This window comes from Thermodesulfobacterium commune DSM 2178, from assembly GCF_000734015.1.
Taxonomy (GTDB): domain Bacteria; phylum Desulfobacterota; class Thermodesulfobacteria; order Thermodesulfobacteriales; family Thermodesulfobacteriaceae; genus Thermodesulfobacterium; species Thermodesulfobacterium commune.
The window spans coordinates 1,046,934-1,071,192 of sequence record NZ_CP008796.1; the positions used below are offsets into that span (position 1 = coordinate 1,046,934).

At 35.2% G+C, this 24,259-nt stretch carries 22 protein-coding genes and 1 pseudogene; 22 read left to right on the forward strand and 1 reads right to left on the reverse strand.

What is annotated here, in order from left to right:
- Positions 1–1,380, reverse strand: coding sequence for an ArnT family glycosyltransferase (locus tag HL41_RS05300; protein WP_038062814.1), 1,380 nt, complete (start codon positions 1,378–1,380; stop codon positions 1–3).
- A gap of 69 nt (positions 1,381–1,449) precedes the next feature.
- On the opposite strand from HL41_RS05300, the gene HL41_RS05305 reads away from it, so the two are divergent.
- From HL41_RS05305 to cimA, 22 genes and pseudogenes are all read left to right on the forward strand, one after another.
- Entirely contained in the window at positions 1,450–2,520 is a 1,071-nt protein-coding gene (locus tag HL41_RS05305) for a Gfo/Idh/MocA family protein (protein ID WP_038062817.1), read from the forward strand.
- 10 nt (positions 2,521–2,530) lie between these two features.
- The gene (locus HL41_RS05310; RefSeq protein ID WP_038062820.1) at positions 2,531–3,643 is read left to right on the forward strand and encodes a DegT/DnrJ/EryC1/StrS family aminotransferase; all 1,113 of its coding nucleotides are present in this window, start codon (positions 2,531–2,533) and stop codon (positions 3,641–3,643) included.
- A gap of 9 nt (positions 3,644–3,652) precedes the next feature.
- Positions 3,653–4,555 carry a glycosyltransferase family 2 protein gene (locus HL41_RS05315; RefSeq protein ID WP_051754520.1) on the forward strand — a complete coding sequence of 301 codons (903 nt, stop codon included), beginning with the start codon at positions 3,653–3,655 and terminating at the stop codon, positions 4,553–4,555.
- Between the two features lie 54 nt (positions 4,556–4,609).
- Positions 4,610–5,848 carry a serine hydroxymethyltransferase gene (gene glyA / locus HL41_RS05320; protein ID WP_038062823.1) on the forward strand — a complete coding sequence of 413 codons (1,239 nt, stop codon included), beginning with the start codon at positions 4,610–4,612 and terminating at the stop codon, positions 5,846–5,848.
- Positions 5,849–5,854: 6 nt separating this feature from the next.
- Positions 5,855–6,406, forward strand: coding sequence for a deoxycytidylate deaminase (locus HL41_RS05325; protein ID WP_022855380.1), 552 nt, complete (start codon positions 5,855–5,857; stop codon positions 6,404–6,406).
- 104 nt (positions 6,407–6,510) lie between these two features.
- Positions 6,511–7,428, forward strand: a complete 918-nt coding sequence (locus HL41_RS09935; RefSeq protein WP_038062825.1) for a DnaJ domain-containing protein — start codon at positions 6,511–6,513, stop codon at positions 7,426–7,428.
- Between the two features lie 83 nt (positions 7,429–7,511).
- On the forward strand, positions 7,512–8,420 hold the full coding sequence (locus HL41_RS05335; protein WP_038062828.1) for a spermine/spermidine synthase domain-containing protein: 909 nt from the start codon (positions 7,512–7,514) through the stop codon (positions 8,418–8,420).
- A complete protein-coding gene (locus HL41_RS05340) occupies positions 8,417–9,130 on the forward strand; it encodes a flavodoxin family protein (protein WP_038062831.1) in 714 nt (237 codons plus the stop codon). The genes HL41_RS05335 and HL41_RS05340 overlap by 4 nt, the downstream gene beginning before the upstream one ends.
- The gene (locus HL41_RS05345) at positions 9,096–9,623 is read left to right on the forward strand and encodes a nitroreductase family protein (protein WP_038549668.1); all 528 of its coding nucleotides are present in this window, start codon (positions 9,096–9,098) and stop codon (positions 9,621–9,623) included. The genes HL41_RS05340 and HL41_RS05345 overlap by 35 nt, the downstream gene beginning before the upstream one ends.
- A 21-nt stretch (positions 9,624–9,644) precedes the next feature.
- A complete protein-coding gene (locus tag HL41_RS05350; RefSeq protein WP_038062875.1) occupies positions 9,645–10,406 on the forward strand; it encodes a DsbC family protein in 762 nt (253 codons plus the stop codon).
- A gap of 4 nt (positions 10,407–10,410) precedes the next feature.
- The gene (gene amrA / locus HL41_RS05355) at positions 10,411–10,968 is read left to right on the forward strand and encodes an AmmeMemoRadiSam system protein A (protein ID WP_038062873.1); all 558 of its coding nucleotides are present in this window, start codon (positions 10,411–10,413) and stop codon (positions 10,966–10,968) included.
- 276 nt (positions 10,969–11,244) lie between these two features.
- A pseudogene (locus HL41_RS05360) lies at positions 11,245–11,802 on the forward strand (malate dehydrogenase); the annotation flags it as partial.
- 316 nt (positions 11,803–12,118) lie between these two features.
- Positions 12,119–16,549: an AAA domain-containing protein gene (locus HL41_RS05365; protein ID WP_038062878.1), complete on the forward strand. Its 4,431-nt coding sequence runs from the start codon at positions 12,119–12,121 to the stop codon at positions 16,547–16,549.
- Positions 16,550–16,749: 200 nt separating this feature from the next.
- The gene (locus tag HL41_RS05370; protein ID WP_038062876.1) at positions 16,750–17,277 is read left to right on the forward strand and encodes a nitroreductase family protein; all 528 of its coding nucleotides are present in this window, start codon (positions 16,750–16,752) and stop codon (positions 17,275–17,277) included.
- A 21-nt stretch (positions 17,278–17,298) separates the two neighbouring features.
- Positions 17,299–18,060 carry a DsbC family protein gene (locus tag HL41_RS05375; protein ID WP_038062875.1) on the forward strand — a complete coding sequence of 254 codons (762 nt, stop codon included), beginning with the start codon at positions 17,299–17,301 and terminating at the stop codon, positions 18,058–18,060.
- 4 nt (positions 18,061–18,064) lie between these two features.
- Entirely contained in the window at positions 18,065–18,622 is a 558-nt protein-coding gene (gene amrA, locus HL41_RS05380; protein ID WP_038062873.1) for an AmmeMemoRadiSam system protein A, read from the forward strand.
- Between the two features lie 84 nt (positions 18,623–18,706).
- On the forward strand, positions 18,707–18,874 hold the full coding sequence (locus HL41_RS09490; RefSeq protein ID WP_158506229.1) for a hypothetical protein: 168 nt from the start codon (positions 18,707–18,709) through the stop codon (positions 18,872–18,874).
- A 237-nt stretch (positions 18,875–19,111) separates the two neighbouring features.
- Positions 19,112–20,317, forward strand: coding sequence for an IS256 family transposase (locus HL41_RS05385; protein WP_038549575.1), 1,206 nt, complete (start codon positions 19,112–19,114; stop codon positions 20,315–20,317).
- Positions 20,318–20,357: 40 nt separating this feature from the next.
- Entirely contained in the window at positions 20,358–21,059 is a 702-nt protein-coding gene (locus HL41_RS05390) for an ArsB/NhaD family transporter (RefSeq protein ID WP_327138735.1), read from the forward strand.
- Between the two features lie 46 nt (positions 21,060–21,105).
- On the forward strand, positions 21,106–21,402 hold the full coding sequence (locus HL41_RS05395; RefSeq protein ID WP_022855373.1) for a J domain-containing protein: 297 nt from the start codon (positions 21,106–21,108) through the stop codon (positions 21,400–21,402).
- A 2-nt stretch (positions 21,403–21,404) separates the two neighbouring features.
- Positions 21,405–22,667 carry an aspartate kinase gene (locus HL41_RS05400; protein WP_022855372.1) on the forward strand — a complete coding sequence of 421 codons (1,263 nt, stop codon included), beginning with the start codon at positions 21,405–21,407 and terminating at the stop codon, positions 22,665–22,667.
- Between the two features lie 5 nt (positions 22,668–22,672).
- On the forward strand, positions 22,673–24,259 hold the full coding sequence (gene cimA, locus HL41_RS05405) for a citramalate synthase (protein ID WP_038062867.1): 1,587 nt from the start codon (positions 22,673–22,675) through the stop codon (positions 24,257–24,259).

The following is a 24,259-nucleotide window of genomic DNA, read 5'->3' on the forward strand; positions in this document are numbered from 1 at the left end:
TTAATTTTGAGAAAAAACATACCAAACCGTGTGCTTATAAGGGTCTACAAAGTTTTTCTTCAATATCCCTTGAGGGATCTTTTCTTCAGAAATTATATTGTATCCTTGGTTTAAAAGGTTTGATAGGTCTTCTTCAGTGGTTAAAACTTTAACCGGAGATGAGGCATAAAAGATGATAACAGGATTTTCCTTTTGCCAAAAGGCTAACCTACCTTGAATGATTTCTTTTTTGATGACGTGCAGTTGATATGAAATCTGGTTTGAATTGTAGAAGGCTATCGTTCCAAGAAAGATCAAGTTTATCAAAACTAAACCTAACAAAAACTTTTTTAAACCCAAAAGAAAAGACATGGAGAAGTTTTCAACGAAAATTTTAGAGAAAATTATAGCCCAGAAAGGATAGACCCAAAGGAGATATTTATCAAACTTTTTCCCGGTAAAACTTAACAAAAATACAGGGATTATGGCCACGGTCGACAAGAAAAAAACTTCCTTGTTTTGTATAAGCTTGTACCAAATTTCCTTTGCTTTTTCTTTATGGTAGGCTTTTTGTTTCCAAATTAGATAGAAAAGGAAGATAAAACAAAACCAAAAATTAAGAAAGAGATGCTTAAAGTAATAATACCAAGGATCTCTAGCTTGATCAAGCAGACGAGTTTTAACGTCAGTATCTAAAAACTCTTTAAATATTTCTTTTCCAAAAGCTACATATCCATAACTATACCAACCTAAAGAAGGAATGAGTAGTATTAACCAGCCCAAGGGATTTAACAAAAGTTTGAAAACCTTTTTATCTTTGGTTAACAAACCATAAACAAGAAGCCCTGGAAGATAAAAAAAGTTTAAAGGACCTCTGGTTAAAACACCTGCCGTTAGAAACACATAAAAAAGATATTGATAAATCCTTTTAGGGGCCACAAATAAATAAAGGTAGGAAAAATAAAACATCAAAAAAGAGAATAAAACAAACAAAGGTTCTATATCTACCCTGTTGAAAAAAGAAAGAAAACGCAGATTAGCTAAAAGCATGATTAAAGAAAAAAAGGCAGACTGCCAATCTTTATTAAAGAACTTTATAAATAGCAAAAATAAGATTATATAACAAACCACCGAAAAACATCTCAAACCAAAAATCAGGTTATCCGGGTTAGAAGAAAAGGGTTTACTCCAAACTGAAGCTATCCATGTATAGAGCGGAGGTTTTGTAAAATAAGGTTCTCCGTTATAGGTTTGAAAAATTTTAAAATCTTTTACGGTTTCTTTGACTAAAATGGCTCTTCTTAACTCTTGATACGATGAAGGAGGTTGAAAAAAGGAAAAGACCAAAAAAGAAAGTGTCGTAAGAAATAAAACCAGAAAAACTTGAGTTTTTAAGTTCATAATGCCTTTACAAGAAAATTTTTAGGTATATTTTAGTATAGGTTTATTTATTTTAAAGTGAGGAAAAAGATGAAAGTTAAATTGGCTATTGTAGGCTGTGGGAAGGCAGCAGAAAGGCATCTAAAGATCTATCAAGCTTTGCAAGAAGAAGTAGAGGTGGTTGCGGTCTCTGATGTAGTACCAGAGAGAGCCAAAAAATTTGCTGAGTCTCTTTCTGCTAAACCATATACCGATTATCAAGAAATGCTTAGCAAAGAAAACATAGAAGTAGTAGACCTTTGTCTTCCTTCCGGCATGCATGCTGAAGTAGGAGAGATTATTCTTGAAAAATTTGGGAAACATCTTTTGGTAGAAAAACCTCTGGCTCTTACCCTTAAAGATGCCGAACGTTTGGTTAATCTAGCTCAAAAGAAACAGCTTAAACTGGTTACCATTTTTCAAAATCGGGCTAACCTTCCTGTACAAAAGCTAAAAGAAGCTTTATCTAAAAATCTTTTAGGAACTCCTGTTTTATTTTCTGCTAAATTTTACTGGAGTAGAGACCAAAGATATTATGACTCTGCTGCCTGGAGAGGAACTTGGGCCTTTGATGGAGGAGCTTTGGCTCAGCAAGGATGTCATTTTGTAGACATGCTTTATTACTTAGGAGGTCCTATAGAGAGTGTTTTTGCTAAAATGGGGACCTACTTGGTAAATATAGAAGCAGAAGACCTTTTAGTTGGTGTATTAAAATTTAAGAACGGGGCCTTAGGTACGATTGAGGCTACCACATGTTCTCGTCCTAAAGACTTAAAGGCTGAATTGGTAGTGTTGGCAGAAAAAGGTTCAGCTGTGATCGGTGGTTTTGCTATGAACAGATTAGACCATTTAGCCATCGATGGGGTAGAAAACATAGAAGATTTTGTCTCAGGTTTTGAAAAAAATCCTGACCATCCCTTAGGATGGTCTCATTTCACCTACTTAAAGTCTGCGATAAAATATTTTAGCAATTCTGAAAAAGATCCTTGGTTGGTGGTTGGAGAAGAGGCCATACCTTCATTAGAAGCTATCATCGGTCTTTATGAATCAGCAGAAACAGGAAAAGAAATAAAATTCCCTTTTGAACCTATAGCTTGTAAATTAGGGAAAAAATTTCCATAAGGGGTTTAAGATGAAAAAAATTCCTCTTTTAGACTTAAAAAGATCTTGGGAAGAGATAAGACAAGAAGTATACCAGGGGTGGGAAGAAGTTTTTAGTTCTATGCAGATTTTAAACGGAAAGTATTTGCAGGAGTTTGAGAAAAATTGGGCTGAATATTTAGGGGTGAAATATGCCTTTGGGTGTAGTTGCGGAAGCACGGCCTTACTTATGGCTCTTATAGCTTGTGGTATTGGAAAAGGGGATGAGGTTTTACTTCAAGCCAATGCGTTTATCGCAGACTTAGAGGTTATTCACTGGGTAGGAGCCACACCTGTATTAGTAGAAGTAGACCCTAAGACCTTTGGTCCCGATTTAAATGACCTTTATCTTAAATTAACCCCTAAAACCAAGGCCTTGATACTGGTTCATATGTATGGACATCCTGCAGAGATGGATGAAATACTTGATTTTTGTGAAAAATATGGAGTTATCCTTATAGAGGATGCTTCTCATGCTCATGGGGCAACCTATAAAGGTAAAAAAGTAGGAACTTTTGGGAAAGTAGGGTGTTTTAGCTGTGGTCCTGTTAAAAACCTTAACTGTATAGGAGATGGAGGAGCTGTAGTTACCAACGATGATGAATTAGCTTTTAAACTTAAGTTTCTAAGGGTGCATGGACAGGTAGAAAAAAACCATTCTCATTTTTTTGGATTTAACTCAAGACTTGATGAACTTCAGGCTGTCATTCTTAATGCAAGACTTAAAACTTTAGACAAAAAAAATGAGAAAAGAAGAGAGATAGCTAAAAAATACCACGAAGGGCTTTCTGACCTTAAAAACCTTATTTTACCTCCCCTTGACCCCGAATACAAACAAAGTGTTTATCATAGGTATGTAATAAGAACTCCTTTTAGAGATGAGTTAGTCTCTTTTTTAAAAGAAAAAGGTGTAGGAACAGGGTATTATTATCCTATTCCTTTACACTTACATAAAAGTTATCAAATCACCTATCAGAAATCTTTTAGCCTTCCTGTAGCAGAAAGACTAGCCAAAGAATCACTTGCTATTCCTATGTATCCTGAGTTAACTGATGAAGAAATAGACTATGTTATAAGCTGTATAAGGGAATTTTTCCAGAAATAAGGATAGCTTATGAAGATTTCGCTTGTTATACCTGTGCATAACGAGGAAGGAAACGTTCCTATAGTTTATCAAGAAGCTAAAACTGTTCTTGAAACCCTTAAAGCTAAAGGGTATCAATACGAAATCATCTTTGTAAACGACGGGAGCACAGACAGGACTTTAGAAATCCTTAAAGAATTAAAAAAAAAAGATCCTTTTTTAAGAATACTGAACATGGATCGCAACCGTGGAGAAGCAGCGGGTCTCACTGCAGGCTTTCAAAAAGCTACCGGAGATATTATCGTTTCTATGGACGGAGACGGACAAAACGACCCTAAGTATATCGTAGATCTAATAGAGAAGATAGAAACAGGTTATAAGGTAGTCACTGGTTTCAGGTTAAAAAGAAAGGAAAATTTTTGGATAAGAGTTCTTCCGTCAAAAATAGCCAATTGGTTAATTAGTATTTTTACAGGGTTAAAAGTACGGGATAATGGATGCTCGTTAAAGGCCTATCTTTCACCTATACCCAAAAAATATCAAATACCCCATGGTTTTCACAGGTTTTTACCAGCTCTCTTTGGGATTAAAAACGAAGAAGTATGTGAGATACCTATAATTGACCGTCCAAGGATATATGGAAAATCCCATTATAACTTAAAACGAACCTTTGAGGTAGTAAGAGAACTTCTTACCATCCCCTTTGTGCTTAGAAATGCATGTTTTTATGAAAAATTTTTTAAAATTAACTTTTGGGTCTCGATAGGTGTAGGGATAATACTATTGTTTTTAGCTATAAAGGTTTCTCCTAAATTTTGGGTCTTAGAATTTTTTAACTTAGGCTATACCTCTATTTCTTATTTAATCTGGAAAAACTTAGCTCGATTTAACCAGGCTCAAAAAGAAGGTGTTTTTCAGGTAGAAGAAATTTAAAAACCTGGTAAAATTGTCCTATCTAAATAGATTTTTAAGGGAGGGGTAAAAACAATGTCATTTTTAAAAACAGTGGACCCTGATATCTGGGAACTAATACAAAAAGAAAGAGACAGACAAGAATATCAGCTTGAGATGATAGCTTCTGAAAACTTAGCCCATGAAGCTATCATGGAGGCAGAAGGTTCTTATTTGATGAACAAATATGCTGAGGGATATCCAGAGGCTCGTTATTACGGAGGGTGTACTTATGTAGATGAGGTGGAAAAACTTGCCATAGAGAGAGTAAAGATGCTTTTTGGGGCTGAGCATGCTAACGTACAACCCCATTCTGGTACTCAGGCTAACATGGCTGTATATTTTGCTGTATTAAACCCTGGAGATACCATACTTTCGATGAACCTCTCACATGGAGGCCATCTTTCTCACGGAGCTGCTGTTAATTTTTCTGGGAAACTTTACAAAATCGTTCATTATGGTGTATCAAGGGAAACTGAAACCATCGACTACGAAGAGGTAAGAAGGTTAGCCCTTGAACATAGGCCTAAACTCATAGTGGCAGGAGCTAGTGCTTATCCCAGAACCATAGACTTTGAAGCTTTCTATCAGATAGCCCAGGAAGTAGGGGCTTTCTTGATGGTAGACATGGCGCATATCGCGGGTTTAGTAGCCGCAGGTATCCACCCTTCGCCCCTTCCTTATGCTGATTTTGTGACCTCAACCACCCATAAAACCTTAAGAGGACCAAGAGGTGGATTTATTCTTTGTAAAGAAAAGTTTGCAAAAATCATAGATAAAACGGTTTTTCCAGGTATACAAGGTGGTCCTCACATGAACGTAATAGCTGCTAAAGCTGTTTGTTTTAAACAGGCCTTAGAGCCTGAGTTTAAATCCTACCAACAACAAGTGGTTAAAAACGCTAAAACTATAGCGGAAGTGTTTAAAGCTGAAGGTTTTAGGATTGTTACTGGTGGTACAGATAATCATTTGATTTTGGTAGATGTTTCGGTAAACGGCCTTACCGGTGCAGAGGCTGAAAAACTTTTAGAAGAGGCAGGTATTACGGTCAACAAAAATGCTATACCTTTTGACCCACGTCCTCCAAGGATTACCAGCGGGATCAGGATAGGAACCCCAGCGATTACTACCAGAGGATTAAAGGAAAAAGAAGTAGAAGAGGTGGCTCACTACATGTGTGCTGTTTTGAAAAATCCAGATAAAAAAGGATTGCGTAAAGAGATAAGGCAAAAAATAAGAGAGATTTGCGAAAGGTTCCCTTTTTACAAGAGGTAAGATCTTATGGAACGTCCAAGCTGGCATGAATATTTTATGCTTATAGCAAAGATGGTTGCACTAAGGTCCGGATGTAATTCCAGACCTACAGGCGCGGTGATAGTAAAAGACAAAAGAATTTTAGCTACCGGATACAACGGCCCCATGCCTGGGGCTTGGCATTGTACAGATAAAGGACCTACCTATTGTTTTAGAAGAGAAAAGGGGATTCCAGACATAGATAAATATAATTTCTGTAGGGCTACTCATGCTGAGGCTAACGCGATCGCTCAGGCCGCAAGATTTGGAATTCCAGTAGAAGGAGCCAGTCTTTACTGTACGCTTGCTCCTTGTTATGTTTGTCTAAAATTAATCGCCTCTGCTGGAATCAAAGAAGTCTACTATGAATATGACTACGAAAGCAGAGATTTTGAAAGGGACCTTTTTTGGAAAGAGGCTATAAAGGAAGCAGGGATCAAAGTTTTTAAACAAATTGTGGTATCCGAAGAAACTATGAAAGCTCTTTCAACCATCCTACCCTACCCTACCTCTCAAAGAAGACTCCCTCCTACAGAATAAAGCTTTACTTTTTCAACTCTTTCTGTTGATTTTTGCCTTAAAAAGTCTTATTTTTTTGTATAAAAAGAACTTTTTGTATAAAAAGGAAACCGGAGGGTAAGTTTATGTCTAAGGATTATTATGAGATCCTTGGAGTTCCAAGAAATGCTACGCAAGAAGAGATTAAAAAGGCCTATCGTAAACTGGCCATGAAATATCATCCTGACAGAAACAAAGGCAACAAAGAAGCAGAGGAAAAGTTTAAAGAAATAAACGAAGCCTATGCAGTTTTGTCAGACCCTGAAAAAAGAAAGCTTTATGACCTTTATGGGTCAACAGAATTCCAGAGAAGATATACGCAAGAAGACATCTTTAGAGATTTCGATTTCGAGACCATCTTTAGAGATATAGGAATTGACTTAGGCGGATTTTTTAAGAAAAACAAGAGGGGAGGTAGAACATTTATTTTTGACTTAGGGGACATTTTTAGCAACCTCTTTGGAACCCACTTTGGAGGAGAAGAAGACTTTAGCCCATTTGGCGAGGTTTATGAAACCATACAATTAGACCTTCCTCTTACTACCGATGAGATTATAAAAGGTGGGGAAAAAGAAGTTATTCTTCCAGGAACTTATGAAACCATAAAGATCAAAATACCTCAAAATGTAAAAGATGGACAAATCCTTAGGGTAAAAAAGAAATCAGGGAAAACCACAAAGGAATATCTTTTTAGAGTAAAAATAATACCTTCTTCAGGCTATAAGGTTGAAGACAGTAACCTTATCATAGAAAAAGAACTTCCTGTGAGCAGTTTTTTCTTGGGCGATGAGGTAGAAATCCAAACCCCTGAAGGAAGAAAGGTTAAAGCCAAAGTTCCACCTTTAACCAAACCTGGAGCTAAACTAAGACTCAAAGGGTTAGGCCTCCCCATCACTGGAGAAAAACGAGGGGATCTTTATGTGGTTTTAGTTCCTAAAATACCAAAAGCTCTTACTGAAGAGCAAAAAAAATTAATAGAAAAACTAAAAACCTTAGGGCTTTAATTCTTTGTTGACAAACCTTTTAAAAGTTTTAAAATTTGGATTAGCCATTAACTTCTCTAAAACATCCTTAAAAGGGGTTTCCTATGGTCAAAGATATTATGAGTAAAGCCCTTCCCACTGAAACCAAAGGCGTAAGGGTACTTTTTGGAGAATTTGTAAACATAGATTATCTTTATTCTTATTTAGGAACTATTATTTATGCTGAATCAGGGATGCAAAATATTTTTATTTTAGAAAACAAGTTTTGGGGTAGGATGCTTTTTATTAACAACAACCTTCAGTTTACTTCAAGAGACGAGTTTATCTACCATGAATCTTTGGTACATATCCCTGTTCAATCCACCCCTGAAGGTAGTATTAAGAAAGTTTTAATTTGTGGTGGAGGAGACTACGGGGCAGCAAGAGAACTTTTGAAATATCCAGAGATAGAAGAAGTGGTTATCGTAGACATAGACCCTAAAATACCTAAGTTAGTAGAAGAATACTTCCCTGAGCTTTTACCTGAAGATCCAAAGGACCCAAGGCTTAAACTGATAGTAGAAGATGCTTTTGTTATGGTGCAAAAATATTTAGATGAGGGGAAGGCCTTTGATTTGGTAATCATAGATTCTACAGACCCTGATATAAGTGACACAGGTATTACGCAGGAGCTTTCTCATGCCCTGTTTGGAGTAAAATTTCATCAGATGCTTTATGAGCTTTGTCCTAAAGGAGTTGTTGTACAACAATGTGGGACTCCGTTTACGATGAAAAACATTTTTACAGAAACTTATAAAACCTTCATAAACGTTTATCCTGCAAAAGAGGTGTTTTGCTATAGAAGCAATGTACCATCCTTTGGTAGTGATAATGCTTTTATCATGAGATGCCCTTATCCTAACCCAGAAATTCCAAAATGGAAAGAATTACCAAATGTATACTTTTATTCTCATGAAATACATCGTTCAGCCTTTGGTCTTCCTAAATTTTGGAGGGAGGCCTTAGCGGTATGAAGGTCTTAGGGGTGTTAGGTTCGCCTCACAAAAACGGTGGGTCTGCTCAGCTTTTACTTGCTGCCTTAAAAGGGGCAGAAAGAGAAGGAGCTAAAACTGAGCTGGTCAGTGTTTACGACGGAGAAATAAAACCTTGTATAGGATGTATCCATGACGAAGAGCCTAACTGTAAGTTTCCTTGCATATTTGAAGACTATGGAAAAATCATTTTAGAAAAAATCTATGAAGCAGACGGTATTATCTTTTCTACCCCGATTTATTGGTTTGCACCTTCTGGGCAGTTAAAAAACCTGATAGACCGCATGACTTGTCTTGAAAACATGGTCTCCTACGGAGAACCAAGTTATCTCGAAGGAAAAGTAGTAGGTGCTATAGCTGTAGGGGCAGACGAAGGGGGAGCCTGGACAGGAGGTTATATCATTACTACCATGACCTCAATGGGGGCTATCATTCCCCCCTGGGGTATTGCTTACTCACATAAGGCAGACAGAGCTATTTATGATGATAAAGCCTTGATGGATGCGATAAACATCGGTATCTTAACCACAAGAACTATAGCAAGACTTAAAGGGATCCCTACAGATTTAACCTTTGTTTATAACAAAGATCTTCTTGAAAACATCAGAAAGGAAGTTATCGTAAGTTTAAATTTTATAAACACAGGAAAGGAAGGCTATGGAAAAAGACAAGCTAAAAGAAGCAGTATTTAAGGCTATTTTTGATAGAAGAAGTATAAGAAAGTATTTAGACCAAAAACCTGACAAGAAATTAATTTATAAGCTGTTAGAAGCAGGTATATGGGCTCCTTCTGGGTTAAATAACCAACCTTGGAGGTTTGTAATAGTCTGGTCTGAAGAAATTAAACAAAAGCTGGCAGCCTTAACCAGATATCATGAAATCATCAAAAAGGCTCCGGTTTTAATTGGCGTGTTTTTAGATAAAGACAGGATGTACCACCAGATAAAAGACCATCAATCTGCAGGGGCTTGTATCCAAAACATCCTGCTTGCAGCTCATGCCTCTGGTCTTGGGGCCTGTTGGTTAGGTGAAATCTTAAAAAACGAAGAAAAAGTAAAAGAGGTCCTCTCCTTACCTAAGGAGAAATACGAACTTGCAGCTTTTATCGCTTTAGGATATCCAGATGATCAAAGTAAAAGGACCTCCAGACAACCTTTAGAAAACTTTATCATCAAAGAGATTTAAAAGACTAAGCAGGGGGTTCTCATGACCAAAAAATTCGTTCCCTTGATGTTAAGCTTGAGTTTTATTTTAGTAGGATGTAGTAAAGGATTAGGAGGTTCAGGCGGTTGTCCTACAGTAAAAGAATTCCAAAAAAAATTAGATAACCTTCAGCCTGGAATTCAAATAGAAAAAATCGAAAAATCACCGATTCCAGGGTTATGTAAAGTAGTGATTAAAATATCGGAGTTTAATAAAGCTCTGTTTTATACTGACGCAAAAGGAAATTACATCATAAGTGGGAACATCATTGACATAGCACAAAAAAAAGATATCATCAGAGAAGAGATGGAAAAATTAAACAAAAAAGTGCTTGATAAAAACACATTAGCAGAGGTAGAAAAGCTTGTTGACCTTACCTATGGCAACTCTCCTAACGTAGTATACTTTATTACTGACCCTGACTGTCCTGTCTGTAAACGTGCTGAACCTGTGTTAGAAAACCTGGCTAAAGAGGGGAAGATAACGGTCAAAACCATACTTTTACCCTTAGAGTCTTTACATCCCGAGGCCAAAAATAAATCTATATCTCTTATCTGTGATAAAAAAGGTTTTCAAGACCTTATCCAAGGATATAAAGGGGCTAACCTTTGTGCTTCAGGAAAAGAAAAAATAGAAAAAAACATAGATTTTATGTTTAACAAAATAGGAGTAACCGGGACCCCTGCTTTTATCTTCCCAGACGGAGAAGTTGTAATAGGTTGGGTAGGTCCGGAGTTTATTCTCAACAAGTTTAACTTGCGATAAAAATATGTTAACCGTTCAAGAAAAACTTTTTTGCTTAAAACTGGCAAGAAAAACCTTAGAAGACTATTTTAAAGGAACTTATGAACTAATTAACCCTCCAGACAAATACCCCTCTCTTAAACAAAAGAGAGGGGCTTTTGTGACCTTGCTTAAGGAAGGCAATCTGAGAGGGTGTATCGGGATTATCGAACCTTTATACCCTCTCTATCAAGTAATCCAAGAAATGGCTATCTCTGCAGCCTTTAAAGACCCAAGGTTTCCACCCCTTACAAAGGAGGAGCTTTCTCTTACAGAAATAGAAATTTCAGTTCTATCTCCTCTTAAAAAAGGAACTATAGAAGAGATAGAGGTAGGGAAACACGGGGTATATTTAATCAAAGGCTTTTATCGAGGCGTACTCCTTCCTCAAGTACCTGTAGAGTATGGTTGGGACAAAAAGACCTTTTTAGAACACCTCTGTCTTAAAGCTGGCCTTCACCCTAACTGTTATAAGGAAAAAGACGTAGAAATCTATCTTTTTACGGCAGAGGTTTTTAAAGAAAGCGAATTTTTTAAAAACTAATCAAGCCTTTTTGTCTATTCTAAATAGGCTTATCAACTGGTCCCTAATTTGCCGATAGAGAATAAAATCAAAAATCTTTCTTTAATCTTTAAACTTAAAAATCATAATCCTTAGTTACTTTCTATAGTTCTTCCCCAACTCTCATATAAAATCTATTCCATTCTCTACCTGTAACTACTCCTCTCAATCTTTTTCCCCTGATTCTAAACATATTTTTATAACAAAAGTCTTCTTGAAACCATCAGAAAAGAGGTTATCGCAAGTTTAAATTTTATAAACATGGTGTATGTGGCTTACAAGGTGACGGGTTTCTCAAGGGAAAGGGTTATAGGAATGGCTGGGGTCCTTGATTCTGCTCGTTATCGGTATTTCATTGCAGAAGCCTTAGGGGTAAGCCCTGCTGATGTTTCTGCGCTTGTGCTTGGCATCCATGGCGACCATATGGTGCCCCTTGTGCGGCTTGCTAATGTCGCTGGGGTGCCCATAACTCAACTTCTTTCTCAAGAAAAGGTCGAAGAAATAGTAAAAAGGACGAAGTATGGAGGGGGCGAGATCGTAAGCCTTCTTAAGACTGGTAGCGCCTTTATCACCCCAGGGTTAGCCACGATTGAGATGGCTGAATCTATACTTAAAGATGCAAAAAGGGTGTTGACTTGTTCAGTGCTTTTGAAAGGTGAATACGGCATTTCTGGCGTCTTTCTTGGCGTCCCTGTTATCCTTGGAAGGCAAGGAGTAGAAAGGATCCTTGAGTTTGACCTTCTACCAGAAGAGAGTGAAGCTTTGTTAGCCGGAGCCAAAGTCTGCGAAGCCTTAATCTCTCAGCTTGAACTGTAGAAGTTTTAGGCAGATTTAGTAGATTGGGGCTAATTTAGATGAAATGTTGCTCAATGCGCTTGGTAGATAAAATGAGCATCTAAGCATAGAATAGCAGAAGTTAAAATTTAAGATAAATATATTGTCTAATATATTATTAAGGCCTTAAATTAAGGCCTTAAATGAAATATCAAATTTTAATGTATGAACATTGAAAATTCTAACAACAAACTGAAAGAAAAATTAAATAGCTTTCTTGATTATCATAAAACTCTTTTTATAATATATTATTAAGGCCTTAAATTAAGGCCTTAAATGAAATATCAAATTTTAATGTATGAACATTGAAAATTCTAACAACAAACTGAAAGAAAAATTAAATAGCTTTCTTGATTATCATAAAACTCTTTTTAATCTTAAACGTAAGATTATAAAAAAACTTGAAGATTATGATGAAGTTATTTGGCTATATGAAATTCCTAATGAGAAGGAATGTTTTTGTATTTTAAATGCCAGTGATGATGTTGATGAAACAATTTTAGAGGTTTATTTACCTGATGAACCAGAAAAACCTATTATTCCACATGAAATAAATAAATATGTTGTATTTGACAAAAATGAAGAACCAAAACTGAATGAAACTCTATTGCTGCAGCTACTGCAACAAAACGAAATAACCAACGAGGATTTACTTCAAATTAAAGAAATCTTTGAAAAGTATGAAAAAAAGTATATTGAATGGCTTATAGAACACGAACGTTGGAGGAAAATTTATAAAGTTTATGAAAAACTTTATAAGATGTACTTTGAACTAAAACGAAATGAAGCAGCTTATGAACTTGTACTTGGCTGTGGTTTATTATTATGGCGTCAACCAAATTGTCAAATCATTCAACGTCATATATTAACCGCTAGATGTGTTATAGAGTTTGAGAAGGACAAAAAAGAAATCAAGGTTCTATTTGATGAAAATAATCCAAAAGTAAACTTAGAAGATGAAATGATTGATTTAGAGTATCGACCTTCTGGGATTATAGAAAGTAAAAAAGCACTACTCGAAGATTCTTCAGTATTTGATTTATTTTTAACGACAGAAAACAATTCTAATAATATTATTTCCTTTTTAAAAGCATTTGTAAATACATTACATCCACAAGGTAAATACGAACATATTAATCAACCGGATCTAAAAAACATAAATGATATACCAAGAATCGAGTTTGCTCCAGCAATAATTTTGAGAAAACGGACTGAACCATACCTAAAGTGGTTAAATGACCTCTCAAAATTGGAAATTAAAGAGATTTCGCCTTTAATTTTAGAAATAGCCGAAATAAAAAAGGAAGATGAAGAATTTTATGATACAAATAAAAGCACCTTAATAGATTATAGACTATATTTTCCCAAACCTTACAATGAGGAACAGAAAAAAATTATTGAAAGATTAAACTTTTCGAACTTAGTAGTAATACAAGGACCACCAGGAACCGGTAAATCGCATACAATTGCTAACTTAATAGCTCATTTGTTAGCCGAAGGCAAAAGAGTGTTAGTAACTGCAAAAACAAGTAGGGCGTTGGCAGTTTTAAAAAATCTAATTCCTGAAAAACTAAGAGAGTTTTGTATTTTTCTTTTCGGTGATTCCAGTTTTGAAGAAAAAGAACATCTCGAGCATAGTGTGAAATCGTTATTATACAATTTGCGAAATTTGGATTCTGAAAGACTTGAAAATAACATTAAAGAACTAGAAGAAGAATTAGAAAAAATCAAATGTAAAAAAAGAGAATTAACGCATCAAATTCTAATGTTAGTAAACTTAGAAAAAGAAGATTATAAGGAAATAGGAATCTATAAAGGCAGTAGAGCTGACTTAGCCCTACAATTTGAAGAAGATAAAGAAAAATTTGTTTGGTTTGAAGATAATATCCATTGTGATAAAAATTGGCCAGATGAATTAAATAACGTTAATTGGGATAAACTGATAAATAGTTTGAACTATTTTAAATCATATAGTCAAAAAGAATTTATAGGTAAACAGTTAGAAAACTTAATAAAGGATCTAAAACAAATTTTTGTTTTGATACCTCTTACTCAGATAGAAAACTTATTAGAAAAAGAGACAAAAATTGTTGATCAACTAAACCGCTTTGAAAAAATCACTATTAAATTTATAAACAAAAACACTTCTGATTATTTCGATCTTGATTTTTTAAATGAGTCTATAACTTTTTTCAAAAATTTTAAAGAAAAACTAAATGAAATCGGAGTAGAGTTACCTTGGGTAAAAGATTTGTGCAGATCTATTTTAGAAAATGAAGAATTAATGAAAAGAAAAATAGATAAAATAAAATCAATAAAAGAAGAGGTTCTTAATTGGCAGTGTGTATTGCCAAAACAGAAAAATGAACCTATAGATGTTGAAGAGATCATTAATGACATAGAAATCTTATTGCATTATTTACAAAGTGGCGGAAAACTAGGTTTTTGGATTTTTAGACCTAGTATAGTAAAAGAAAGAGAATATTTAATAAAAAATTGTTATATTGACGGAAAAAAATGTAGCACTATTGATGACTTAAGAAGATTGAATCTTTATTTAAAAACAATGAATGAATTGAAAAGACTTTATGGCGATTGGGAAAAATATTTTGAAGACACATCAACTACAACTCTGAAAGAAAAATATAAAATTCTAAAAGAAAAGATCTTAGATCCAGCAGAGCAAATTATGAAAGATAAAGATCTACTTTTAAAGTGTAGACTTTATCAAAAGAAACTAGGTATTACAGACCCCACCGTTTTCTTTGATCCTGACAAGATTGTTCAGCTTATTGATGAATTAAATTATTACAAATTACAAACTGAATTAGTGGACATTCAGCAAAAGATAAACCTATTAATAGAAGAATTAAAAAATATAAATACTAGTTGCTATGATTTGCCACGTCTACTTAAATACTTAGAAGAAAGAAGAGTTGACGAACTATTAAATGCTATTTATAAAATAAAAGAAGAAAAAGAAAAAATATTACTAATTGAAAAAAATTTAGAAATTTTAAAAAAACATCTTCCAAATTTAATTGATAATATTTTTTTAAATCCAAATTATGAATATTGGGCTCCTAAAATTAAAGTATTAAACAGGGCTTGGGATTTTGCGAGATTAAAATCTTTTCTTCATGAAATTACATCTGAAAATGATTTTGAACAATTAAATAAGCAGCTTTCTCAACTTGAAAATGAGGAAAGAAAAATTATTGCAGACATAATTGCATTAAAAACATGGTATTTCTTATCAAAAAAAATTGATAAAGAAACTAAAAAGCATTTAGTTGCATGGGAACAGGCTATTAAAAAAATCGGTAGAGGTAAAGGAAAATATGTTAATAAATATATGAAAGATGCACAATCACATTTAGAAGAAGTAATATACTCCTTTCCAATTTGGATAATGCCTATTTATAAAATTTATTACACATTTGAAATCAAAAATTTCTTGTGGTTTGATGTTCTGATTATTGACGAAGCTTCACAATGCAGTATATTAGAAGGATTTCCCTTATTTCAATTAGCGGCTAAGGTTGTAATAGTTGGAGATGATAAACAGATTTCACCAGAAGCTATCGGTATCGAAAAATCCAAGATTTTTCAATTACAAAGAGAATATTTGTATGACTTTGACTTTAAAGATACCTTTGATTTGGAAAGTAGTATTTTTGATTTGGGGAAAAGAATATCTCCTGATGATATTATCACTTTAAAAGAACATTTTAGATGTATGCCAGAAATTATAGAATTTTGTAATCGCTATTTTTATAATGGCTTTTTAGTTCCTTTAAAAGTTTTTTCACTGGATAGACTCAATCCTTTAGAAAAAATATATGTTTCTAATGCATATTGTAAAGGTAGCGGAAGCAATGTAATTAATCCAATAGAAGCGGAAGCCATTGTGGAAAAAATAATTGAAATATGTTCAGATGAAAGATATAAAGGTAAAACAATAGGAGTAATAAGCCTTTTAGGAGATGAGCAGGCAAAATACATAGAAACCTTAATAATGCAAAAACTTGACCACAAAGAAATTTTGGAAAGACAACTTTTATGTGGTAATCCTTACTCATTTCAAGGGGATGAAAGGGACATAATCTTCCTATCCTTGGTTATTGCTCCGATTAATGAAGATGGAACTAAAAGACACATAGGAGTTTTAAACAAAGTTCAAGATGAAAGGAGATTTAATGTCGCTGTAAGTAGAGCAAAGGAACAAATATGGTTATTTCATTCGGTAAAAATTGAAGATTTATCCCGTGAAGATTTAAGGAGAAAGTTATTAGAGTATTTTTATACTCCACACAAATTTGAAATTGAAGGAATAGATTTAAATGAATTAAGAAAAATCGCTATCTCAGCTAATAGATATTTTGAAAAACCTCCCTCTCCTTTTGAAAGTTGGTTTGAGGTTGATGTTGCACTGGAAATTCTTACATTAGGGTTTGAAGTTAAACCTCAGTTTAAAGTTGGACCATATCGCATTGATTTAGTCACTTTTGATAAATTGAATACTCTTAATAGACTTGCAATAGAATGTGATGGAGATAAATATCATGGAATAGAACATATAGAACGAGATATTAACAGACAAAAAATCTTGGAAAGATGCGGTTGGAAATTTTTCAGAATCAGAGCTTCTGAATTTTACTTTGATAAACACAAAGTATTAGAAAAACTAAAATCTACATTAGAAAGTTTGAATATTTATCCCAGATAAGTTTTTTTTGTAGATTAAATTTTTTATCAAATCTTCCGATTGTCAGCAAAATGAAAGGTAGTGTCTCATTAACTATAAAGACTTGAGAGGGCAGAGAGGCCATGGTAGCTTCCTCAAAAACGACACCAAATCACTAAAAAAGAAGGGAAGGTACCATGAAAAGAACAGACTAATTATTTCAAAAATAGACAAAGAAGGCTATGGAAAAAGACAGGTTAAAAGAAGCGGTGTTTAAGGCTATTTTTGATAGAAGGAGCATAAGAAGGTATTTAGAACAAAAGCCTAACAAGGAGTTAATCTATCGATTGTTAGAAGCTGGTATATGGGCTCCTTCTGGGTTAAACAACCAACCTTGGAGGTTTGTAATAGTCTGGTCTGAAGAAATTAAACAAAAGCTGGCAGCCTTAACCAGATATCATGAAATCATCAAAAAGGCTCCGGTTTTAATTGGCGTGTTTTTAGATAAAGACAGGATGTACCACCAGATAAAAGACCATCAATCTGCAGGGGCTTGTATCCAAAACATCCTGCTTGCAGCTCATGCCTCTGGTCTTGGGGCCTGTTGGTTAGGTGAAATCTTAAAAAACGAAGAAAAAGTAAAAGAGGTCCTCTCCTTACCTAAGGAGAAATACGAACTTGCAGCTTTTATCGCTTTAGGATATCCAGATGATCAAAGTAAAAGGACCTCCAGACAACCTTTAGAAAACTTTATCATCAAAGAGATTTAAAAGACTAAGCAGGGGGTTCTCATGACCAAAAAATTCGTTCCCTTGATGTTAAGCTTGAGTTTTATTTTAGTAGGATGTAGTAAAGGATTAGGAGGTTCAGGCGGTTGTCCTACAGTAAAAGAATTCCAAAAAAAATTAGATAACCTTCAGCCTGGAATTCAAATAGAAAAAATCGAAAAATCACCGATTCCAGGGTTATGTAAAGTAGTGATTAAAATATCGGAGTTTAATAAAGCTCTGTTTTATACTGACGCAAAAGGAAATTACATCATAAGTGGGAACATCATTGACATAGCACAAAAAAAAGATATCATCAGAGAAGAGATGGAAAAATTAAACAAAAAAGTGCTTGATAAAAACACATTAGCAGAGGTAGAAAAGCTTGTTGACCTTACCTATGGCAACTCTCCTAACGTAGTATACTTTATTACTGACCCTGACTGTCCTGTCTGTAAACGTGCTGAACCTGTGTTAGAAAACCTGGCTAAAGAGGGGAAGATAACGGTCAAAACCATACTTTTACCCTTAGAGTCTTTACATCCCGAGGCCAAAAATAAATCTATATCTCTTATCTGTGATAAAAAAGGTTTTCAAGACCTTATCCAAGGATATAAAGGGGCTAACCTTTGTGCTTCAGGAAAAGAAAAAATAGAAAAAAACATAGATTTTATGTTTAACAAAATAGGAGTAACCGGGACCCCTGCTTTTATCTTCCCAGACGGAGAAGTTGTAATAGGTTGGGTAGGTCCGGAGTTTATTCTCAACAAGTTTAACTTGCGATAAAAATATGTTAACCGTTCAAGAAAAACTTTTTTGCTTAAAACTGGCAAGAAAAACCTTAGAAGACTATTTTAAAGGAACTTATGAACTAATTAACCCTCCAGACAAATACCCCTCTCTTAAACAAAAGAGAGGGGCTTTTGTGACCTTGCTTAAGGAAGGCAATCTGAGAGGGTGTATCGGGATTATCGAACCTTTATACCCTCTCTATCAAGTAATCCAAGAAATGGCTATCTCTGCAGCCTTTAAAGACCCAAGGTTTCCACCCCTTACAAAGGAGGAGCTTTCTCTTACAGAAATAGAAATTTCAGTTCTATCTCCTCTTAAAAAAGGAACTATAGAAGAGATAGAGGTAGGGAAACACGGGGTATATTTAATCAAAGGCTTTTATCGAGGCGTACTCCTTCCTCAAGTACCTGTAGAGTATGGTTGGGACAAAAAGACCTTTTTAGAACACCTCTGTCTTAAAGCTGGCCTTCACCCTAACTGTTATAAGGAAAAAGACGTAGAAATCTATCTTTTTACGGCAGAGGTTTTTAAAGAAAGCGAATTTTTTAAAAACTAATCAAGCCTTTCTGTCTCCTCTAAAGAGGCTTATCAACTGGCTCAGGTTGTTGCAAAGGTTATTTTTTCCTTTACCTATTTATTGATGGCTATAGGACAACCTCCGTTATTCAGGATTGACCGTACAGGAGCAGCTATCATAGGTGCCTCTCTTATGGTAATCTCTGGGAGTCTATCTGTATATGAAGCTTATGAAGCCATAGATTATAAAACCATTTTTAATCCTCTTTGGGATGAGGATCTTGATCGCTAACCTGAGGTTGTCTGGATTTTTTAACCTTGTGTTATCGTGTTATCCTTTTTAGCCCAAAGAGTACAAAACCCCTCAAAACTACTTTACCTTTTGATTTTTACTTCAGGCATGTGGGAGTAGAATATAAATTGTGTCTTTTAATAAAATATTTTAGAGGCATAATAAAAATTTTTAATATTTTTTAAATTAATGATAACATAAAACCTAAAAGACTAAACTAACCAGGAGGTCTGTAAAATGGAAAACTTAGACTTAGATTTAGAAAAAGTTTTAAGTGAAATCTCAAAAATTGAATCAAAAGAGGGTATCAAAATGGCTGCTGCACTCCTCTTAAACGCTCTCATGAAAAAAGAAAGAGAAATATTCCTTAGAGATAGTATTGATAATAAAGCTAATGGTTACTATGAAAGACAACTTGCCTGTTTCTTAGGTAACCTTGGTATCTCTGTCCCAAGAGATAGAAAATCTGAATTCAGACCTGCTATTCTTCCTCCTGAATGGCAAAAAGCTGATGAATCCTTCCAGGACTTTATCCTTAACCTCGTTCTCCAAAGCTACTCCCCCAATAAAATCAAAGCCCTCTTGCAATCTATGAAACTCCCCTACTCCCCAGAACAAATAGAAGAAATTAAAGAAGAATTGTATAACCAAGCCAAAGAATTAAAAACCAAAGAATTGCCAGAAAATTTGTTTGCTATGTTTATAGACGCTTATCATACTCAGATAAAAGATACCGAAGCCAACAGAATCAGAAAAGCAGTTATTTATAATATCATCGGGATAGATATGGAGGGAAGAAAAAATTTACTTTCTTATTACATTTATTTTGGTTCAGAGACGAAGGAGGACTGGCTCCAGATACTTAATGATTTGATAAAGAGGGGAGTTAAGAGGGTTATGGTAATAGTGAGTGATGATTTTCCTGGCCTTACTCAAGCCATAAAAGCCCTCTTTCCTGAGACAGATCATCAGCTTTGTTTTGTACACATGCAAAGGAACATCAACAGGAACATGTCTAAGCAGGATGCTAAAAAATTTTATGAGGAGTTAAGCATTATAAAGAGGATAGAGGAGTATGAGAGGGCCTTAAATAGATTTGAGGAATTATGTAAGAGTTATGAGAAGAAGTATCCAGCTTATATAAAGGGACTTTTGAAAAAGAAGGAGCATTATTTTGTTTATAAGAAATATCCTGAGGGGGTGAGGAGGTATATATACACGACGAATGTGGTTGAGAATATAAATAGCAGGATAGAGCTGATAAGGGTAAATACAGGGGGATATTTTCAATCAATCAAGACAGCAGAGGTTGCGATATACATAACAGTAAGTCGGATTCAGAAAACGAGATGGCAAAAACCACTTCCTTTAATTAAGTCTGCTTTATACGAATTGAGGCAAATGTTTGTAAAGAGATTTTATAAGGAGACACAATTCTCTTGACAAGTGTCCAAAACATCATAATTGGGGCTGCTTCAGGCATATCTTACAAGTAAATTCTTTTTTCTTTTTTCATCTATTTCCAGTAGCTTTTATCTGTGCTGGGGTAATCCACAGGTTTTACAAAAAAGATTTAACCTCATCAGTAAAAACCCCCGAAGAAGCCTTAAAATATAGATACAATAAGCCTTCGGTCATTAAATCTTCTTTGGTAGTCCTAATCACAGTAATTCTTTTCTTTTTAAACGTACCTATGGAAATTGTTTCTATAGGTGTAGGGTCATTTCTGTTGATTACCAGAAGGGTTAAGCCTGAAAAGGTGTATAACCTGATAGACTTTAGACTTTTAATCCTTTTTATAGGGCTTTTTATCGTCATAAAAGGGGTTGAAAAATCTGTAGTTTTTTATAGTTTGGTAGAACATTTTCAGATGTTAGTAACGGCCCCTCTATCTTTGGTATTTTCTTCTCTCTTAGTTTCTAACGTTGTAAGCAACGTTCCTGCAGTTTTGATCTTTAAACCTCTTATAGTTAATTACTTTAATGACGAAAAAGCCTGGTTTTTCTTAGCGATGTCCTCGACTTTTGCAGGGAATTTAACCATCCTTGGGTCTATCGCTAACATCATCGTCATCGAAGGAGCCTCTCCAAAAGTAAAGATTGGCTTTTTTGAATACCTAAAAATCGGTCTTCCGGTAACCCTACTCTCCGTTTTAGTTGGACTTGTGATTTTAAGTTTATTTTAATTTTTCCCTCTTGTTTAAAATCAATTTTTTAATAATATAGTGTTATATGAGTCGAACGAAAAAATGGGAAAAAATTGAAGAGGCAAGAAGGATTTTAAACCTACCTAAAAAAACTACGAGAAAAGAAATTAAAGAAGCTTACCATCGTTTGGTCAAAAAACACCATCCCGATGTTGGGGGAGATAATTCTACGATAAAAAAAATAAATGAAGCCTATGCCCTTCTTATGGAATATTGTGATAATTACTTGATAAATTTAGAACCTAATGATAATATACTTAATCCAGAAGATTGGTGGTTCGAGCATTTTGGAGAGGATCCTATTTGGGGTAAGGGAGGTTAGTAATGTTAATAGTTCAAAAATACGGTGGAACCTCGGTAGCTAACATAGAAAGGATTAAAAAAGTAGCAGAGAGGGTAATCAAGTATAAAAAAGAAGGGCATGACCTGGTGGTGGTAGTTTCTGCGATGGCAGGAGAAACAGACCGATTGATCAATTTAGCCAAAGAGATCACCCCAAATCCTCCTCTAAGGGAGTTAGACCTTTTAGTTTCCACTGGAGAACAGGTTACCTCAGCTTTATTAGCCATAACCCTTCAAAGCATGGGATTTGACTCAGTGGCTTTTTTAGGTTACCAAATACCTATCTACACCACCAACCTTTTTACCAAAGCCAAAATAAAGGAGATCAAGGTAGATAAAATAAAAAAAGAACTTAACCAGGGGAAAATCGTAGTAGTAGCAGGTTTCCAGGGGGTCACTGAAGAAGGAGATATAACTACCCTTGGAAGGGGTGGTTCTGATACCACTGCAGTAGCTTTAGCTGCTGCACTAAAGGCTGACCTTTGCGAGATTTACACAGACGTTGAGGGTGTATACACTGCTGACCCACGTGTAGTAAGTAATGCTCGTAAGCTTAAAAAGATATCCTATGAAGAGATGCTTGAAATGGCAAGCAGTGGAGCTAAAGTTTTAGAAATGCGGTCTGTAGAATTAGCCATGATATATAAAGTAAATTTAGTAGTAAAATCAAGTTTTACAGAAGCAGAGGGAACCTTAATAACCGAGGAGGATGAAGAGATGGAAAAGGTGTTAGTATCAGGTATAACCTACAGCAGGAATGAAGCGCGTATAAGCATATATGGGGTTCCAGATAAACCAGGCATTGCAGCTCAGATCTTTAGCCCTATAGGAGAAAAGGGTATTATTGTGGACATGATCATTCAAACGGTGCACCCTGACAATAAAGCTGATATTACCTTTACTGTCCCGAGAACAGACTATTCTCAAGCCTTAGAAATAGTAAAAGAGGTGGCTAAAAAACTAAAGGCTGAGAGAGTAGAAGGGGATGATAAAATCGCTAAAGTTTCTATCGTCGGAGCTGGTATGCGTACCCATTCAGGAGTAGCAACCAAGATGTTTGAAACTTTGGCCAAACATGGTATTAATATTATGATGATTTCTACCTCTGAAATCAAGATCTCCTGCGTGATCGACGAAAAATATACCGAACTTGCAGTAAGAGCTTTACATGAAGCTTTTCAATTAGACCAAGAAAATATAAAAGAGGAAAAGACTTTTATAAAAAGACCTAAAAAAACTAAATAAACACCATGAAAAGAGTTGAAATATACGATACTACCTTAAGAGATGGCAGTCAAGCTGAAGAGGTTAATTTTTCTTTAGAAGACAAAATAAGGATAGCCCTGAAACTTGATGAGTTTAAAATAGACTACATAGAAGGTGGATGGCCTGGTTCTAACCCCAAAGATTTTCAGTTTTTTAAAGAAATAAAAGACTACCATCTTAAACATGCCAAAATAGTTGCCTTTGGAAGTACCTATCATCCTAAAAAATCTCCAGAAACAGACGAAATTTTTAAACAGCTTTTACAGGTGAAAGTACCTGTAGTTACCATCTTTGGTAAATCCTGGACCATACACGTAAAGGAAGCTTTAAAAATTTCTTTAGAAGAGAATTTAGAGCTCATCGGCAATTCTATCAGATACCTTAAACCTCATGTCGAAAAAGTTTTCTTTGATGCAGAGCACTTTTTTGATGGATTCAAAGCAGATCCTCAGTATGCTTTAGCCGTTCTTAAAAAAGCCAAAGAAGCAGGAGCAGATTCCTTAATTCTTTGCGATACCAATGGGGGTACCCTTCCCCATGAGATCGGAACAATTATTACCCAGGTAAAAAAAGAATTAGGCGAGGACTTAGTTTTTGGGATACATGCTCATAACGATTCTGAGTGTGCTGTAGCCAACAGTTTAGAAGCTGTAAGATTGGGAGCCACCCAAGTTCAAGGGACGATAAACGGTATAGGAGAAAGGTGTGGTAATGCCAACCTCTGTTCTATCATACCTAACCTAGTCCTTAAGATGGGATATAGCTGTAGTTGTGCCGAAATGCTTTATAAACTTACAGAGGTTTCTAAATATGTCTTTGAGATAGCAAATCTTTCTCATCCTCCAAGGCTTCCATTTGTAGGTCGTTCTGCTTTTGCCCATAAAGGAGGAGTACATGTTTCTGCGGTGTTGAAGTCCCCTTCAACTTATGAACATATAGACCCGGTACTTGTGGGGAACACCAGAAGAGTCTTAGTTTCAGAACTTTCTGGTAAAAGCAACATCATCTATAAAGCCAAAGAACTGGGGATTGACTTAGAATTAGATAGTCCTCTTTTAAGTAAAATAGTAGAGGAAATAAAAAAATTAGAGGCAAACGGGTTTGAGTTTGAAGCTGCAGAAGCCAGTTTGGAGCTTTTAATCTATCGTTTGATGGGAGAGCCTAAACAGTACTTTGAACTTTTAAGTTACAAAGTGCTTGACCTAAAGTCTTATAAACACGAAGCTCAATCTGAAGCGACAGTGATCGTAAGGGTACCACCTGGTGTAGGAGAAGTAGAACATACTGCAGCCTTAGGCAATGGACCTGTTAACGCCCTTGACAATGCCTTAAGAAAGGCTTTAGAAAGGTTTTATCCTCAAATCAAGGAGATGGAACTTGAAGACTACAAAGTTAGGGTACTCCCGGGACTTCCTGGTACCTCTTCTAAAGTGAGGGTGTTTATCCTTTCTAAAAGTAAAGACAAAAAGTGGGGGACCGTCGGGGTATCAACAGACATTTTAGAGGCAAGCTGTCAAGCCTTGATAGATTCCTACACTTATAAACTTTTTCTTGACAAAAGAAAAAAATAA

What these genes read in the sequence shown, in the direction of transcription:
- HL41_RS05300 (WP_038062814.1), bottom strand. Translation starts at nt 1,380, where the DNA reads ATGAACTTAAAAACTCAAGTTTTTCTGGTTTTATTTCTTACGACACTT.
- HL41_RS05305 (WP_038062817.1), top strand. Translation starts at nt 1,450, where the DNA reads ATGAAAGTTAAATTGGCTATTGTAGGCTGTGGGAAGGCAGCAGAAAGG.
- HL41_RS05310 (WP_038062820.1), top strand. Translation starts at nt 2,531, where the DNA reads ATGAAAAAAATTCCTCTTTTAGACTTAAAAAGATCTTGGGAAGAGATA.
- HL41_RS05315 (WP_051754520.1), top strand. Translation starts at nt 3,653, where the DNA reads ATGAAGATTTCGCTTGTTATACCTGTGCATAACGAGGAAGGAAACGTT.
- glyA (WP_038062823.1), top strand. Translation starts at nt 4,610, where the DNA reads ATGTCATTTTTAAAAACAGTGGACCCTGATATCTGGGAACTAATACAA.
- HL41_RS05325 (WP_022855380.1), top strand. Translation starts at nt 5,855, where the DNA reads ATGGAACGTCCAAGCTGGCATGAATATTTTATGCTTATAGCAAAGATG.
- HL41_RS09935 (WP_038062825.1), top strand. Translation starts at nt 6,511, where the DNA reads ATGTCTAAGGATTATTATGAGATCCTTGGAGTTCCAAGAAATGCTACG.
- HL41_RS05335 (WP_038062828.1), top strand. Translation starts at nt 7,512, where the DNA reads ATGGTCAAAGATATTATGAGTAAAGCCCTTCCCACTGAAACCAAAGGC.
- HL41_RS05340 (WP_038062831.1), top strand. Translation starts at nt 8,417, where the DNA reads ATGAAGGTCTTAGGGGTGTTAGGTTCGCCTCACAAAAACGGTGGGTCT.
- HL41_RS05345 (WP_038549668.1), top strand. Translation starts at nt 9,096, where the DNA reads ATGGAAAAAGACAAGCTAAAAGAAGCAGTATTTAAGGCTATTTTTGAT.
- HL41_RS05350 (WP_038062875.1), top strand. Translation starts at nt 9,645, where the DNA reads ATGACCAAAAAATTCGTTCCCTTGATGTTAAGCTTGAGTTTTATTTTA.
- amrA (WP_038062873.1), top strand. Translation starts at nt 10,411, where the DNA reads ATGTTAACCGTTCAAGAAAAACTTTTTTGCTTAAAACTGGCAAGAAAA.
- HL41_RS05365 (WP_038062878.1), top strand. Translation starts at nt 12,119, where the DNA reads ATGAACATTGAAAATTCTAACAACAAACTGAAAGAAAAATTAAATAGC.
- HL41_RS05370 (WP_038062876.1), top strand. Translation starts at nt 16,750, where the DNA reads ATGGAAAAAGACAGGTTAAAAGAAGCGGTGTTTAAGGCTATTTTTGAT.
- HL41_RS05375 (WP_038062875.1), top strand. Translation starts at nt 17,299, where the DNA reads ATGACCAAAAAATTCGTTCCCTTGATGTTAAGCTTGAGTTTTATTTTA.
- amrA (WP_038062873.1), top strand. Translation starts at nt 18,065, where the DNA reads ATGTTAACCGTTCAAGAAAAACTTTTTTGCTTAAAACTGGCAAGAAAA.
- HL41_RS09490 (WP_158506229.1), top strand. Translation starts at nt 18,707, where the DNA reads ATGGCTATAGGACAACCTCCGTTATTCAGGATTGACCGTACAGGAGCA.
- HL41_RS05385 (WP_038549575.1), top strand. Translation starts at nt 19,112, where the DNA reads ATGGAAAACTTAGACTTAGATTTAGAAAAAGTTTTAAGTGAAATCTCA.
- HL41_RS05395 (WP_022855373.1), top strand. Translation starts at nt 21,106, where the DNA reads ATGAGTCGAACGAAAAAATGGGAAAAAATTGAAGAGGCAAGAAGGATT.
- HL41_RS05400 (WP_022855372.1), top strand. Translation starts at nt 21,405, where the DNA reads ATGTTAATAGTTCAAAAATACGGTGGAACCTCGGTAGCTAACATAGAA.
- cimA (WP_038062867.1), top strand. Translation starts at nt 22,673, where the DNA reads ATGAAAAGAGTTGAAATATACGATACTACCTTAAGAGATGGCAGTCAA.